The sequence below is a fragment of the Streptomyces sp. NPDC043854 genome, assembly GCF_056436005.1.
In genome coordinates this window covers 125,166-140,287 of sequence record NZ_JBWKDK010000003.1, presented here as the reverse complement: position 1 = coordinate 140,287, position 15,122 = coordinate 125,166, and the positions used below count along the sequence as shown (strand labels likewise).

Here is a 15,122-nt window from a genome sequence, read left to right as displayed (position 1 = left end):
GGCCCCGGGCGGCACCGGCCTGCCCTCCTCCGCCGCCGGTGCCGCGGAGGGGCGCGCCCGCGCCGCGGTCTCCGGCCGGTGCGCGGACGAGCTGGGCCACGGGAAGGCTCCCGCCCCGGCCGCCGAGGGCGTACGCGGTGCGGCCGGGCCCGGCGCCGACCCCGTACGGGCGCACGCGGACTCCCCCGGCCGCGGCGCCGACGTCCCGCGCCCGCGCGACGGCGAGGCTGCCCCCGGCCCGGGTCCCGCGGCCGCGCCCGCCCGCGAGGAGGGCCGTCCGGCGGCGCAGGCCGCACCGCGGGCCCGCGGGCGCCGGGGCGGCCGTACCCGGGACGCCGAGGCCGCCCGGGGTGCCGCAGGGGCCCGCCCCGAGCGCGGGGCGGGCCCGGCGGCCGGACAGGCCGCAACGGGAGCGGCAGCGGCGGCGGGTGACGCCATACCGGATGCGGTGCGCCACCGCGCGGCCGCCGGCGTCAGCACGGACACACCCGGCACCACCCCCGGCACCGGAACCGCAACCGCAACCGCAACCGGAGCCGGCTCCCCGGCCGCCGCCGGGCTCGACCCCGTCGACCTGGTCGACCCGGTCGACCCCGCCGACCCGGACGGCGCCCCGCAGGACGGCGCGCCCGACGGCTCCGACACGACCGAGGCCGAGGCGGAAGCGGAGGCGGCGGCCGGCACCCCGGCCACCGTCGGAACCGTCGAGGGCGCCCTCGCGCGCCGCGAGGGCGACCGGCTGCGGTTCGTCGGCGCCGCCACGCGCCGCATCGCCCGCGGCATCGACCTCGACGAGATCGTGCTCGGGCTGTGCCGGGCCACCGTGCCGACCTTCTCCGACGCCATCCTCGTGTACCTGCGCGATCCCCTGCCGGTGGGCGACGAACGGCCGGTCGGCCCGGTCGTTTTAAGGCTGCGCCGCACCGACCGGCTCCGGCCGATCGACGACCTGACCGGAGCCGAGGGCGCCGGTGCCGCGGGGGGCGCCGGGGAGCTCGACTTCAGCCAGCTGCCGATGGTCGGCCCGCAGGGTGACCTGCCCGCCGCCGAGCTGTGCGAGATCCTGCCCGGCGGGGCGCTCGCCGAGGTGCTGCGCGGCGTACGGCCGGTCTTCGCGTCCTCCGAGGGTGCGCAGGACGCTCTGCCGGAGCTGCTGGGCGCGGAGCACCCCGTACCGCGCGGCCGGAGGGCCGTCCTCGCGCCGCTGCGCGGCCGCCGCCGGGTGATCGGCGCCGCGGTGTTCCTGCGCAGCCCCGAGCGGCCCGCGTTCGAGCAGAACGACCTGCTGGTCGCCGCCCAGCTGGCCACCCACACCGCGCTCGGCATCGACAAGGCCGTCCTGTACGGCCGTGAGGCGTACATCGCCGACGAGCTCCAGCGCACCATGCTGCCCCACAGCCTGCCGCAGCCCACCGGGGTCAGGCTGGCCTCCCGCTACCTGCCGGCGGCCGAGACGGCCCGGGTCGGCGGGGACTGGTACGACGCCATACCCCTGCCCGGCAGCCGGGTCGCGCTCGTCGTCGGCGACGTCATGGGCCACTCCATGACCTCTGCCGCGATCATGGGCCAGTTGCGGACCACCGCGCAGACCCTGGCACAGCTGGACCTGCCGCCCGCAGAGGTGATGCACCACCTGGACGAACAGGCGCAGCGGCTGGGCTCCGACCGCATGGCGACCTGCCTGTACGCCGTGTACGACCCGGTGTCGCACCGGATCACCATCGCCAACGCCGGCCACCCGCCGCCCGTGCTGCTGCACCTGGGCGGCCGCGCCGAGGTGCTCCGGGTGCCCCCGGGCGCCCCCATCGGCGTCGGCGGCGTCGACTTCGAGGCCGTGGAGCTGGACGCCCCGGCCGGGGCCACGCTGCTGCTCTACACGGACGGGCTGGTGGAGTCCCGGCTGCGGGACGTGTGGACCGGCATCGAGCAGCTCCGCGAGCGGCTGGCCACCACCGCGCAGCTGACCGGGCTGGACCACCCGCCGCCGCTGGAGGCCCTCTGCGACGACGTCCTCGACATGCTGGGCCCCGGCGACCGGGACGACGACATCGCGCTGCTCGCGGCCCGCTTCGACGGGATCGCGCCCAGCGACGTGGCGTACTGGTTCCTCGATCCGGAGGAGACCGCTCCGGGGCGGGCCCGCCGGTTCGCCCGCCGGGCGCTGGCCCGCTGGGGCCTGGAGGAGCTCGAGGACTCGGTGGAGCTGCTCGTCAGCGAGGTGGTCACCAACGCCGTCCGGTACGCGGAACGGCCGGTGACCCTGCGCCTGCTGCGGACGGACGTGCTGCGCTGCGAGGTCGGCGACGACTCCCCGCAGCTGCCGCGCCAGCGCCGGGCCCGGGAGACCGACGAGGGCGGCCGGGGCCTGTTCCTGGTCAACCGGATGACCCGCCGCTGGGGTGCGACCCGGCTGAGCAGCGGCAAGGTGGTCTGGTTCGAGCTCCCGCTGCCGGCGGCCCGCGACCGCCGCTGAGGGCCCGCTGAGCGGCCTCGGGCCGCTGAGGCCGAAAGGGCCGCCGCCCGGCAGCTCGTGTGCTGCGGGGCGGCGGCCCTTTTCGCGGTCCGCTCGACCTACTGGCTGTTGAACGGCGGCTGTATCGGCGGGGTCGCGCCGGTCTTCGTCGGGTCCGGCTTCGGCGAGCTGCTCTTGCTCGGGTCCGGCTTGCCGCTGCTCTTGCTCGGGTCCGGGTTGGGCGAGACCTTGCTCGGGTCCGGGCTGGGCGAGAGCTGGCTGGAGCTCGGCGACGGGCTGGTCGTACCCGCCGAGCTCGACGGGGAGGCGCTGCGCGACGGGGTCTGCACCGGGCCCATGTCCGCTTCGGACAGGTCGAACTTCGCCGTGCTCGCGCCCTTGAGCGCGGCCAGGGTGTACGCCTTCCAGATATCCGCCGGGAAGCTGGAGCCGCCGGCGCGTCCGCCGCCCGCGGTACCGGTCAGGGTGGTCTGCTTGCCGGTGCCCGGCTCCTCACCGAACATCGCGACGACGGTGACGAGTTCGGGCGTGTACGCGGTGAACCAGGCGGCCACGTTGGACTCGGTGGTACCGGTCTTGCCGGCGGCCTCGTACGCGGAGCTGCGCACCGCCTTGCCGGAGCCGTCGTTCACGACGCCGGTGAGCACCTTGGTCACGGTGTCGGCGGTCTCGCGGGTGATGACCTGCTGGCCGGACTCGGGCTTGGTGAACTCGCGCTCCGCGTGCTCGGCGGACTTGATGATCGAGGGCGTGACCTTCTTGCCGTGGTTGTCGAGGGTGGCGTAGACGGCGGCCATTTCCACGGTGTTGGCGCTCATGGTGCCGAGCGACATGGCCGGCTTGTCCTCGGGCCAGCCTTCGCGGTCCTTCATGCCGAGCTCGATGGCCGTCTTCTTCGCGTTCGGCGGCTTCACGTCGACGATCATCTGGGCGTACACGGAGTTCACCGAGTGGTTGGTGGCCTCCTGCACCGTCATCAGCGGGGTGCCGTAGTCCTTGTCGTCCTGGTTCTGCGGGTTGAACGGGATCTTGCTGCCGACGACCTGGCGCTTGCTGGTGCCGTCGTACAGGGCGTTCGGCGTGATCGGCTTCTTGTCCTGCGTGGTCGCCTTGTTCTCCAGGGCGGAGGCCAGCACGACCGGCTTGAAGGTCGAGCCCGGCTGGAAGTCGGTGCGCAGGGCGTTGCTCGCCCAGTGGTCGGACAGGCCGGTACCGCCGTACATGGCGACGATCGCGCCGGTCTTGGGATCAACGGAGGTGGCGCCGGCCTGCACGGCGGCGTCGACGGGCCGGTTCTTGCGGTCGAGCTGGCTCTCCAGCTTCTCCGTGACGGCCGTCTCCAGGGCCTTCTGCTTCTTCGGGTCGATGTTGAGGGTGATCTCCCAGCCGCCCGCCTGGAGTTCGGCCGCGGTCATCTTGGTCTGGCGGCGCAGCTCGGCGTCGGCGGCCTGCTTCAGGTAGCCCTTCTGGCCCTCCAGGCCCGGGGCGGGCTTGGGCTTGATCGGCTCCTGGAACTTCATCGTCTGGCGCTTGGCCTCGTCGAGCGCGCCCATCTCGACCATGTTCTCGAGGACGCCGTTGAAGCGGATGGTGACGAGCTTCTTTCCCCGGTCGCTGGCGGTCGCCCAGTCGTAGTCGCTGGGGGCCTGGAGGACGGCCGCGAGGTACGCGCCCTGTTCCAGCGTCAGCTTCTCGACGTCGACGCCGTAGTAGGCCTGGGCGGCGGCCTGGATGCCGTACGCGCCGCGCCCGAAGTAGCTGGTGTTCAGGTAGCCCGCGAGGATCTCGTCCTTGGTCATGCGCTCGTCGACCTTGAGGGAGATCACGAGCTCTTTGAGCTTGCGTGTGGGGGTCTGGTCCTGCGTCAGGTAGAAGTTCTTGACGTACTGCTGGGTGATCGTCGAACCGCCCGCGGCGCCCTTGCCGGTGGCCGTGCGGAACAGGCCGCGGGCCACGCCCATGAAGTCGACGCCGCGGTCCTCGTAGAAGGACTTGTTCTCGATGGCGATGAACGCCGTCTGGATCTCCTTCGGGACCTTCTCGATCGGGACGAGCTCGCGGTTCCTCTCGCCGACCCGGGCCATGAGGGTCCCGTCGGCGTACTTGTACGTGTTGCTCTGCTGGATCGCCTCGGCGTTCGGGTTCGGCGGGTCCACGTAGAAGTACAGACCGACGAGCGCGGCCATGCCGAGCAGCATCATCCCGAAGAAAGTCCCGAGGACCGTCTTCCAGTTGACGAAGCGTCGTATGCCGGTGCGCTTGCCGGTCTGCCCTTTTCCGCTGGCGCGCCCGCGCGGCGCCCGCCGCGCGGTGCGCTGCTGCTGCGCCTTACGCGCTTCTGCTCGGCCCATCGCTCCCGCTCCGCTCGAATTCCCCCCCGACGTCAACTCAGAAAGCTAACACCGCAGGTTGTGGCAAAGGTTTGCCAATTCCGAATAAAACCGTTCAATTCGGACGTGAGAATCAGCACCCACATCAAGGGAACCGACGCACGTGCGCCCCCGAGGGTTGCGGTGGCCCCGAAAAGTGATATCACTTTGCTAGGACGTCCGATCGGTCGGACCAGCCGAAACGGGGGCATGACATGACAGACACGACGCAGGCCGCGACGGGCGTACGGGAGTTCCCGGCGCGCGATGTGGGCGGCGGACTGGCCCTCCTGCTCGGGCTGGCGGGGGCGGCGGCCGGGGCGCTGCTGATCGCCTTCGGCGCCGGCGCGGAGAGCGGCGTGCGGCATGTCGGGCTGATCGCGCCCGGGGTGCTGCTGGCGATCGTCTCGCTGCTGGCGATGAGCGGGCTGAACACGGTGGCGCCGGGCGAGGCCCGGGTGGTGCAGCTCTTCGGCCGCTACCGCGGGACCGTCCGCACCGACGGCCTGCGCTGGGTGAACCCGCTGACCTCGCGGGAGAAGGTCTCCACCCGCGTACGCAACCACGAGACGGCCGTTCTGAAGGTCAACGACGCCTACGGCAACCCGATCGAGCTGGCCGCGGTCGTGGTGTGGCGGGTCGAGGACACGGCGCGCGCCACCTTCGAGGTGGAGGACTTCGCCGAGTTCGTGGAGACCCAGACCGAGGCGGCGGTCCGGCACATCGCGATCGAGTACCCCTACGACGCCCACGAGGAGGGCGGCCTGTCGCTGCGCGGCAACGCCGAGGAGATCACCGAGAAGCTGGCCCTCGAGCTCGCCGCGCGGGTGGACGCGGCCGGCGTCGAGATCATCGAGTCCCGCTTCACGCATCTCGCGTACGCTCCGGAGATCGCCTCCGCGATGCTCCAGCGCCAGCAGGCGGGCGCGGTCGTGGCGGCCCGCAAGCAGATCGTCGAAGGGGCGGTCGGCATGGTGGAACTGGCCCTGACCCGCCTGCAGGAGGAGGACATCGTGGAGCTGGACCCCGAGCGCAAGGCCGCCATGGTCTCCAACCTGATGGTGGTCCTCTGCGGGGACCGCGCGGCCCAGCCCGTCGTCAACACGGGCACCCTCTACCAGTGAGCCCTTCCGGTGAGGCGGCGGGCCCGGAGCGCGAGCCCGAGCCGAAGCGGGCCACGCGGGCCGCGCGGCAGGCGCGCAAGCAGGTGCTGCTGCGGCTCGACCCGCAGGTGTACGAGGCCCTCGCGCGCTGGGCCGGCGAGGAGCTGCGCAGCGCCAACGCCCAGATCGAGTTCCTGCTGCGGCGGGCCCTGGCCGAGACCGGCCGGCTCCCGGGCGGGGCGGCCCCGATCCCGCCGCGCGGCCGGCCCCGGTCCGGGCCGGGCGCCTGAGGACCGGCGGGGGCCTTCCCGGCCGCCGCCTCCGGCTCCGGCTCCGGCTCCGGCGCCCGTACGCGCAGGTGAAGCCGGTCTCCCAGTGGGGGCGTGGTCCGTACACGACTGCGCCCTTCTCTACACCACATGTATACACAGCGCGTATACACCGCATGTATAGTCGTGGGCATGTCCATCGGTCACACTCTTCTCGGCCTCCTGGAGGCCGGCCCGCGGCACGGCTACGACCTCAAGCGCGCCTTCGACGAGAAATTCGGCCACGACCGCCCCCTCGCCTACGGGCAGGTCTACTCGACCATGTCCCGGCTCCTGAAGAACGGCCTCGTCGAGGTCGACGGGATCGAGGCGGGCGGCGGCCCCGACCGCAAGCGGTACGCCATCACCGACGCCGGCATCACCGACGTCTCGGCCTGGCTCGCGCACCCCGAGAAGCCCGAGCCCTACCTCCAGTCGACCCTCTACACCAAGGTCGTCCTCGCCCTGCTCACCGGCCGCAGCGCCGCCGAGCTGCTGGACACCCAGCGCGCCGAACACCTCCGGCTCATGCGCATCCTGACCCAGCGCAAGCGCAAGGGGGACCTCGCGGACCAGCTCGTCTGCGACCACGCCCTGTTCCACCTCGAGGCCGACCTGCGGTGGCTGGAGCTCACCGCCGCCCGCCTCGACCAGCTCCGGCAGGAGGTGACCCGGTGACCCCCGCAGGCTCCCTGCTCGCCGCCACGGGCCTCCGCAAGGCGTACGGGACCACGTACGCCCTGGACGACGCCGACTTCTCCATCCACCCCGGCGAGGTCGTCGCCGTCATGGGCCCCTCCGGTTCCGGCAAGTCCACCCTGCTGCACTGCCTGGCCGGCATCCTGACGCCCGACTCCGGTTCGATCACCTACGCGGGCCGCGAGCTGACCACGATGAGCGACGCCGAGCGCAGCGCCCTGCGCCGCTCGGACTTCGGCTTCGTCTTCCAGTTCGGCCGGCTCGTCCCCGAGCTGACCTGCGTGGAGAACGTGGCCCTGCCGCTGCGGCTGACCGGCGCCAAGCGCAAGGAGGCCGAGCGGACCGCCCTGCACTGGATGGAGCAGCTCCAGGTCGACGACCTGGCCCGCAAGCGCCCCGGCGAGGTCAGCGGCGGCCAGGGCCAGCGGGTGGCCGTGGCCCGCTCCCTGGTCACCGGCCCGCGGGTGGTCTTCGCCGACGAGCCCACCGGGGCTCTCGACTCCCTCAACGGCGAGCTCGTGATGCAGCTGCTGACCGAGTCCGCCCGGGCCGCCAACACCGCCGTCGTCCTCGTCACGCACGAGGCCCGGGTGGCCGCCTACTCCGACCGCGAGATCGTCGTACGCGACGGCAGGTCCCGCGACATGGAGCGGATCGTATGAGCCTGCTCCGGACCTGGGCCCGCGACCTGGCCATGGGTGTCCGGTTCGCCGTCGCCGGCGGCCGCGAGGGCTGGATACGCACCCTGCTGACCGGCGTGGGCGTCGGCCTCGGCGTCGCCCTGCTGCTCGGCACCACGGCGGTGCCCAGCGCGATGGCCTCCCGCGACGCGCGCGGCGACGCCCGCGAGACGATCACCTCGCCGACTGCCGACCGGCCGGGGCGGGACACCCTGCTGATCGCCCGCGGGAACATGACCTACCACTCGGCCGACGTGAGCGGGCGCCTGGTGGAGCCCGAGGGCCCCGACGCGCCGCTCGCGCCGGGGCTGGAGAAGTACCCGGGCCCGGGCGAGCTGGCCGTCTCCCCCGCCCTCGACCGGCTGCTGAAGAGCGACGAGGGCAAGCTGCTGCGCGAGCGCCTCGACGGGCGGATCACGGCCGTCATCGGCGACGCCGGCCTCACCGGACCGGGCGAGCTGTACTACTACGCGGGCACCGACCGGCTCTCCAAGGAGCCCGACAGCCCCTACGTCGAGCGGATCACCGCCTTCGAGAACGACCTCGAGTCCCAGCCCCTCGACCCGGTCCTGGCCCTCCTCGTGCTGGTCATGTTCACCGCCCTGCTGGTGCCGGTCGCCGTGTTCGTCGCGGCCGCCGTCCGCTTCGGCGGGGACCGCCGCGACCAGCGGCTCGCCGCCCTGCGCCTGGTCGGCGCGGACGGCCGGATGACCCGTCGGATCGCCGCCGGGGAGGCGCTCGCCGGCTCGCTGATCGGCCTGCTCCTGGGCGCCGGGTTCTTCCTGGCGGCCCGCCGGCTCACCCCGTACCTCAGCCTCCAGGGCCGCAGCCTCTTCCCCGAGGACCTCGCCCCGGCCTGGCCGCTGGCCCTGGTCGTCGCGGTCGCCGTCCCGGCCGCGGCCGTCCTCGTGACCCTGTTCGCGCTGCGCAACGCCGTCATCGAGCCGCTGGGCGTGGTGCGCTCGGCCGCCCCGGTCAGGCGCCGCATCTGGTGGCGGCTGCTGCTGCCGCCGGCCGGACTCGGCCTGCTGGTCCCGATGACGGGCCGCGGCAACGAAGGCGGCCGGTTCAACCAGTGGCAGGTGTCCGCCGGGGTGGTGCTGCTCCTGGTCGGCATCACCGTCCTGCTGCCGTGGCTGCTGGAGCGGGTCGTCGGCCGGCTCGGCGGGGCCGGACCGGTCTCCTGGCAGCTGGCCCTGCGCCGGCTCCAGCTCACCAGCGGCACCGCCGCCCGGCTGGTCGGCGGCATCGCGGTCGCGGTCGCCGGGGCCATCGCCCTGCAGATGCTCTTCGCGGGCGTCGAGGGCGACTACTCCAAGGAGACCGGCCAGGACCCGAGCCGGGCCTCGATGTCGATCCTCACCCGCTCCGGCACCGAGGACCGGGTCGACGCCCTCGGCAAGGCGGTGGCCGGCACCAGGGGCATCGCCAAGGCCGTTCCGCTGGCCTCGACCTCGGCCGTCCGCGACCCGGCGGACGTGGAGTCGGGCACCATCGATCTCACCATCGGTACGTGCACGGCCCTCGGCGAGGTCGCCGAGCTGCCCTCCTGCCGGGACGGCGACGCCTTCGTCCTGACGGGCGGCACCACCGTGCCCGGCGAGAGGGCCGGCGCGGCTCCGGGCGAGAAGCTGTTCACCGGGAACCTCCGCGACCCCGACGGCCCGGCGCCCACCGCCTGGACCGTGCCCGCCTCCACCCGCCCGGCGCAGGCCCGCAAGGACCCGATCGGCCTGCTGCGCAGCGGCCTGCTGGTCACCCCGGCCGCCGCCCCGAAGGTGCACCGCTACGGCTCCGCCCAGGTGTACGTCACGCTGGACCCGGGCACGCCGGACGCGCTGGAGCTGGCCCGGACGGCGGCCTACAAGGCGGATCCGCTGGCCACCGCCATGACCCTCCAGTCGACCCGGACGGCCCCCGAGTTCGGTTCCATCCGGACCGGCCTGTTCATCGGCGCCACCCTGGTGCTCGTCCTGATCGGGGCCAGCCTGCTGGTGTCCCAGTTGGAGCAGCTGCGCGAACGCCGGAAGCTGCTGGCCTCCCTGGTCGCCTTCGGCACCAAGCGCTCGACGCTGAGCCTGTCGGTGCTCTGGCAGACGGCCGTGCCGGTCCTGCTCGGCCTGGCCCTGGCCACCGCCATCGGCCTCACGCTCGGCGCCGTGCTGATGCGGATGACCAACGTGCCCGTCCGCATCGACTGGGCCTCGGTCGCGGCGATGGCGGGCATCGGCGGCGGCGTGGTCGCCGCGGTGACCCTGCTCAGCCTGCCGCCGCTGCTGCGCATGATGCGCCCGGACGGCCTGCGCACCGAGTGACCGGAGCGCCGGCCGGCGCCGTGCGTACGCCCGTTCCCGGTGGTCCGCCCTACGCGGCCGGCCACACCGGGAGCGGGCGTACGGCTTCGCGCAGCGCGCCCGCGACGGCCCGGAACTCCTCCTGCCGGGCGGTGCCGGTCCGCATGGCGAGCGCGATCCGCCGGGTGGGTGCGGGCTCGGCGAAGTACCCGGTGGCCAGGTACTCGTTGCGGGCGGTCTCCAGCCGCAGCGCGGTGCGCGGCAGGAGGGTGACGCCCAGCCCGCCCGCGACCAGCTGGACGAGGGTGGACAGTCCGGCGGCGGTGGTGGTGACGTCGGCCCCGTCGGTGCGCCCGGCCTCGCGGCAGATGTCCAGGGCCTGGTCGCGCAGGCAGTGGCCCTCGTCGAGCAGCAGCAGCTGGAGGCCGCGCAGTTCCTCGCGCGGGATGTCCCGGCGCCCGGCGAGCGGGTGCTCGCGGGGCGCGAGCAGGACGAAGTCCTCGTCGAACACCGGGAGTTCGGTGACCCCGGGCACCCCGAGCGGCACGGCGAGCAGCAGCAGGTCGAGCCGTCCGGCGGCGAGCCCCTCCAGCAGCGAGGCCGTCTGCTCCTCGTGCACCTGGAGGTCCATGCCCGGGTAGCGGCGGTGGAACAGGCCGAGTACGGTCGGCAGCAGGTAGGGGGCGACCGTGGGGATCACCCCGAGCCGCAGGACCCCGGTGAACGGGGCCCGTACCGCCTCGGCCTCCTCCAGCAGGGCGCCCATGGCGTCGAGGACGGCTCGGGCCCGGGTCGCCATCCGCTCGCCGGCCGGGGAGAGCAGCACCTTGCGGGTGGTGCGCTCCAACAGCTGTACGCCGAGGGCCTCCTCCAGTGCGGAGACGGCGCCGGAGAGCGCGGGCTGGCTCATTCCCAGGGCGGCGGCGGCGTCCCGGAAGTGCAGGTGCTCGGCGACGGCGGCGAACGCGCGCAGCTGTGCGAGCGTCGCCTGCTTCGCTCCCCTGTTACCGACAGCCACTGATAGGTACCTCCGATCACCCACTACAAGATTAGCTATTTCCGCAATCAATACTGGCTGTGCCAGCATGTGAGATACGTCCAACCCCTCGAAAAGCGCCCAATCAGGGCGCTTTTCTCTCGCAAGGAGAGCACGTGCTCACTGTCGGTGACAAGTTCCCCACGTACGACCTGACCGCCTGCGTCTCGCTCGAGGCCGGCAAGGAGTTCGCTCAGATCGACCACAAGACCTACGAGGGCAAGTGGCGCGTGGTGTTCTTCTGGCCGAAGGACTTCACCTTCGTGTGCCCCACCGAGATCGCCGCCTTCGGCAAGCTGAACGACGAGTTCGCCGACCGCGACGCCCAGATCCTCGGCGTCTCCGGCGACTCGGAGTTCGTCCACCACGCCTGGCGCAAGGACCACGCCGACCTGCGTGACCTGCCCTTCCCGATGCTGGCCGACTCCAAGCACGAGCTGATGCAGGCCTGCGGCGTGCAGGGTGCGGACGGCTTCGCGCAGCGCGCCGTCTTCATCGTCGACCCGAACAACGAGATCCAGTTCTCGATGGTCACCGCCGGCTCCGTCGGCCGCAACCCCAAGGAGGTCCTGCGGGTCCTCGACGCCCTGCAGACGGACGAGCTGTGCCCCTGCAACTGGAACAAGGGCGAGGACACCCTGGACGCCGGCGCCCTGCTGGCCGGTGAGTGACGGATGTCCCTCGACTCCCTCAAGTCCGCGATACCGGACTTCGCCAAGGACCTGAAGCTGAACCTCGGGTCGGTCATCGGCAACCAGGACACCCTGACGCAGCAGCAGCTGTGGGGCACGGTCCTGTCCTGCGCAATCGCCGCCCGCTCTCCGCGCGTCCTGCGTGAGCTGGAGCCCGAGGCGAAGGCGGCCCTGTCGCCGGAGGCGTACACGGCCGCCAAGTCGGCCGCCGCGATCATGGCGATGAACAACGTCTTCTACCGCACCCGCCACCTGCTCTCCGACCCGGAGTACGGCACGCTGCGGGCGGGCCTGCGGATGAACGTCATCGGCAACCCGGGCGTGGAGAAGGTCGACTTCGAGCTGTGGTCGCTCGCGGTCTCCGCGATCAACGGCTGCGGCCAGTGCCTCGACTCGCACGAGCAGGTCCTGCGCAAGGCCGGTGTCGGGCGCGAGACGATCCAGGAGGCCTTCAAGATCGCTTCGGTGATCCAGGCCGTCGCGGTGACCCTCGATGCCGAGGCCGTCCTCGCCGAGTAGCACCCCGTACGAGGGCAGGGGCCCCGCCGCCGTGCCGGCGGCGGGGCCCCTGCCCTCGCTGCTACTTCCGCAGCCGGGCCATCAGGATCCGCATGTCCTCGATCATGGCCGCCTTGACGGCGTCCTCGTCGGGCTGCGGGCCCCCGGCGCCCGCCTCGTCGGTGTCCCCGAGCCAGCCGACGGACAGCGTGAACACCGCCCCGCCGTCGAGCACCTGGAGCCGGGGGCCGGAGGTGTACGGGGACTTGGCGTTCATCAGCGCCCGCTCGCCGAGCCCCGCCACCTGCTCCGCCTCGCCGGCCTCCGGCACCAGCTCCCGGAAGGCGCCCGGGGCGACCCCGAACTCCGCCGCCGGGTCGGTCTTCTTGTGCAGCTCGACCATGATCTGCATCTGGTACGAGGTGCCCTTCTCCTCCCACTCCGTGAAGTACTCGCAGTGGGACCAGTCCAGGGCCGGGCTCTCCCGGTGGGCCCGGTGGTTCGACATCACGGGTGCGGTCGTCTTCACGAGCGTGTCGAGCCGGGTCTCCTTGCACAGGTCCTCGCTGTGCCGGTACGCGACGCGCGGCGCCCCGAAGGAACGGTCCTGCAGCACCGGTAAGGCCGCCCACACCGCCGAGGCCAGCACCGCCCCGCCCAGCGCCCACAGCCACGGCGCGCGCGCCCTGCCGACGGCGCCGTCCGCACCGCCCTGCTGCTGCTCCGGAGCGGCGGGCCGGTCGTCCTCCCAGCCACCCTCCAGTTCAGGCTCGCTGATCACTGCCGGCCTCCCGGGCGGCCTGCTCCAGTGCGGTCGCCCCGTGCGGGCCGGGGCCGATCGGCGCGGCCCCGTGCAGGAGCTGGTCGCGCGAGTAGGCCTTCAGGTAGCCGACCACGGTGTTGGTGACGGCGACCAGCGGCACGGCGACCACCGCCCCGCCGATGCCGGCGACCATGCCGCCCGCGGCCACGACCAGCACCACCGCGAGCGGGTGCACCCGTACCGCCCGGCCGAGGATGAACGGCTGGAGCACGTGCCCCTCGATCTGCTGCACCGCCAGCACCACGGCCAGCACCAGCAGGGCGGAGACCGGCCCCTGCGTCACCAGGGCGACGACCACGGCCAGGGCGCCGGAGACCACCGCGCCGACCAGCGGGATGAAGGCGAACAGGAAGATGAACACGGCCAGCGGCACCGCCATCGGCACGTTGAGGAAGTAGATGCCGAGGCCGATGAAGATGGCGTCGATGAGCGCGACGAGGACGGTGCCGCGCACGTACGCCGTCAGCGTCCGCCAGGCGCGCGGGCCGGCGCCGGCCACGCCCGGGCGGGCGGCGGCCGGGACCAGGCCCAGCGCCCAGCCCCAGATGCGCGCGCCGTCGTAGAGCAGGAACAGCGTCGAGAACATCGCGAGCAGCATCCCGGTGAGCACCTCGACGAGGACCGTCACGCCCTGGAGGCCGGCGGAGGTGATCTGCTCGGTGTTGGTGCCGATGGTCTCGCTGAGGTTCTTCGCGATGTCGTTGATCTGCTTCTCGGTCACGTGGAACGGACTGGCCAGTGCCCAGAGTTTGAGCTCGTTGATGCCGTCGCGGACCCGCGCGGAGAGGTCGTCGAGGTTCTCCATGACCTGCCAGACCACGAACCAGCCGACCAGGCCGATGACCACGAAGCCGAGGACGGCGGTGACGGCGGTGGCGAGCCCGCGGGGCAGCCCGAGCCGGCGCAGCCGGACCACGAAGGGCTGGAGCAGCGCGGTGACCAGCATGGCCGCGGCGAACGCGAGGACGACCAGCCGGACTTCACTGATCACCTTCATCAGGACCCAGAGCATCCCCGCGAGCAGCAGCAGCCGCCAGCTGACCTCGGCGGCGACCCGCATGCCCCAGGGGATCACGCTCGCCGGGTCGGGGCGCCCGGGCAGCACGGGGTGCGCGGGCGGAGCCGGGCGGTCCGGGTGCTCGGCGGAGGTGCCGGGCGCCGGGGTGGGCGGCCCGTCGGGAGTGGTCCCGGCGGGCGGGCCCTCGTCGGCGGTCTCGGCCTCGACCACGGCACGCCGGGCGGCCAGTCTGGCCTCCATCCGGCTCAGCCTGTTCCCGAGCCGGCCGAGCCAGCCTGCCCTGTTCGCCATCTCGTTCCTTCCCCCGCCTGCGGACGCACTCCGACAGACCGTACACGCGGGAAGCCCCGCACCGTCGGACGGTGCGGGGCTTCCCGGATTCGAGCGGCTGCGGCTCGGGCCGGGTGTCTAGTACCAGCCGTTGGCCTGGTGGAAGCTCCAGGCGCCGCAGGGGCTGCCGTAGCGGCCGTTCATGTACTTGAGGCCCCACTCGATCTGCGTGGCCGGGTTGGTGCGCCAGTCGTCGGCGACCGAGGACATCTTCGATCCGGGGAGCGCCTGAACCAGGCCGTACGCGCCCGAAGACGGGTTCACGGCCTTGTAGTTCCAGGTGGATTCCTGGTTGACGATGTTGGAGAAGCACTGGAACTGGCCGGCCGGGACGATCTGCCGGGCGATCTCCTTGACCTGCGCGACCGTGTACGAGGTCTGGACCGCGAAGTCGCCGGCGCTGCGCGTGGCGGAGCGGCTGGCGATCGCTTCCTTCTCCTCGCGCTCCTTCTTGGCCTTCTCGTCCGCGGCCTTCTGGGCCTCGGCCTTCCTGGCCTTGGCGTCCTCGGCGGCCTGGACGCGGGCGGCCTCCTCGGCCGACCGGCGGGCCTCGGTGTCGGCGCCGTGCGCGATGGCGTCGGCCTGCTGCGCCAGGGAGCCGCTCTGGACCTCGGCCTGCTCGCCGACCGGGATGTCGGCCAGGAGGGTGGCCCCGGACGCGGTGGTCTCGAGGTCGTTCGCGGAGGGGTCGCCTGCGGCGACGCCCACGACTGCGCCCACGGTGGTGACCGCGGTGGCCGACGCCACTGCGAACCCCCGGACCGAGATCCGGCTCACACGATGTCCTTCCAGCAGCGTC

Annotated in this window: 13 protein-coding genes; 8 read left to right on the top strand and 5 right to left on the bottom strand. The window is 72.9% G+C overall.

Annotated features, from left to right (window positions below; translation table 11 throughout):
* The first annotated feature begins 91 nt into the window (after positions 1–91).
* Positions 92–2,473, top strand: a complete 2,382-nt coding sequence (locus AC068A_RS04165) for a SpoIIE family protein phosphatase (RefSeq protein ID WP_478580858.1) — start codon at positions 92–94, stop codon at positions 2,471–2,473.
* Between the two features lie 98 nt (positions 2,474–2,571).
* Here AC068A_RS04165 and AC068A_RS04160 read toward each other — a convergent pair whose 3' ends face one another.
* Complete coding sequence (locus AC068A_RS04160) at positions 2,572–4,824, bottom strand: transglycosylase domain-containing protein (RefSeq protein ID WP_478580412.1); 2,253 nt, start codon at positions 4,822–4,824, stop codon at positions 2,572–2,574.
* A 233-nt stretch (positions 4,825–5,057) separates the two neighbouring features.
* Between AC068A_RS04160 and AC068A_RS04155 the strand changes: the two genes are divergently transcribed.
* The 5 genes from AC068A_RS04155 (at position 5,058) to AC068A_RS04135 (ending at position 9,947) form a co-directional block, all read left to right on the top strand.
* Positions 5,058–5,966 carry an SPFH domain-containing protein gene (locus tag AC068A_RS04155; protein WP_478580409.1) on the top strand — a complete coding sequence of 303 codons (909 nt, stop codon included), beginning with the start codon at positions 5,058–5,060 and terminating at the stop codon, positions 5,964–5,966.
* Positions 5,963–6,235, top strand: a complete 273-nt coding sequence (locus AC068A_RS04150; protein ID WP_478580407.1) for a type II toxin-antitoxin system antitoxin — start codon at positions 5,963–5,965, stop codon at positions 6,233–6,235. Before AC068A_RS04155 ends, AC068A_RS04150 begins: the two co-directional genes overlap by 4 nt.
* Positions 6,236–6,406: 171 nt before the next feature.
* Positions 6,407–6,931 carry a PadR family transcriptional regulator gene (locus AC068A_RS04145; protein ID WP_478580404.1) on the top strand — a complete coding sequence of 175 codons (525 nt, stop codon included), beginning with the start codon at positions 6,407–6,409 and terminating at the stop codon, positions 6,929–6,931.
* On the top strand, positions 6,928–7,614 hold the full coding sequence (locus AC068A_RS04140; protein ID WP_478580402.1) for an ABC transporter ATP-binding protein: 687 nt from the start codon (positions 6,928–6,930) through the stop codon (positions 7,612–7,614). The genes AC068A_RS04145 and AC068A_RS04140 overlap by 4 nt, the downstream gene beginning before the upstream one ends.
* Positions 7,611–9,947 carry an ABC transporter permease gene (locus AC068A_RS04135; RefSeq protein ID WP_478580399.1) on the top strand — a complete coding sequence of 779 codons (2,337 nt, stop codon included), beginning with the start codon at positions 7,611–7,613 and terminating at the stop codon, positions 9,945–9,947. The genes AC068A_RS04140 and AC068A_RS04135 overlap by 4 nt, the downstream gene beginning before the upstream one ends.
* Positions 9,948–9,996: 49 nt before the next feature.
* Here AC068A_RS04135 and AC068A_RS04130 read toward each other — a convergent pair whose 3' ends face one another.
* A complete protein-coding gene (locus tag AC068A_RS04130; protein WP_478580396.1) occupies positions 9,997–10,944 on the bottom strand; it encodes a hydrogen peroxide-inducible genes activator in 948 nt (315 codons plus the stop codon).
* A gap of 134 nt (positions 10,945–11,078) precedes the next feature.
* Between AC068A_RS04130 and AC068A_RS04125 the strand changes: the two genes are divergently transcribed.
* A complete protein-coding gene (locus AC068A_RS04125; protein ID WP_360640180.1) occupies positions 11,079–11,633 on the top strand; it encodes a peroxiredoxin in 555 nt (184 codons plus the stop codon).
* A gap of 3 nt (positions 11,634–11,636) precedes the next feature.
* Complete coding sequence (locus AC068A_RS04120; protein WP_478580393.1) at positions 11,637–12,173, top strand: alkyl hydroperoxide reductase; 537 nt, start codon at positions 11,637–11,639, stop codon at positions 12,171–12,173.
* 61 nt (positions 12,174–12,234) lie between these two features.
* Here AC068A_RS04120 and AC068A_RS04115 read toward each other — a convergent pair whose 3' ends face one another.
* From AC068A_RS04115 to AC068A_RS04105, 3 genes are all read right to left on the bottom strand, one after another.
* Positions 12,235–12,933 carry a hypothetical protein gene (locus AC068A_RS04115; RefSeq protein ID WP_478580390.1) on the bottom strand — a complete coding sequence of 233 codons (699 nt, stop codon included), beginning with the start codon at positions 12,931–12,933 and terminating at the stop codon, positions 12,235–12,237.
* Positions 12,917–14,284 (bottom strand): AI-2E family transporter, encoded by a 1,368-nt coding sequence (locus tag AC068A_RS04110; RefSeq protein ID WP_478580387.1) that lies wholly within the window; start codon positions 14,282–14,284, stop codon positions 12,917–12,919. Before AC068A_RS04110 ends, AC068A_RS04115 begins: the two co-directional genes overlap by 17 nt.
* 117 nt (positions 14,285–14,401) lie before the next feature.
* Positions 14,402–15,100, bottom strand: coding sequence for an aggregation-promoting factor C-terminal-like domain-containing protein (locus AC068A_RS04105; RefSeq protein WP_478580384.1), 699 nt, complete (start codon positions 15,098–15,100; stop codon positions 14,402–14,404).
* Positions 15,101–15,122: the final 22 nt, after the last annotated feature.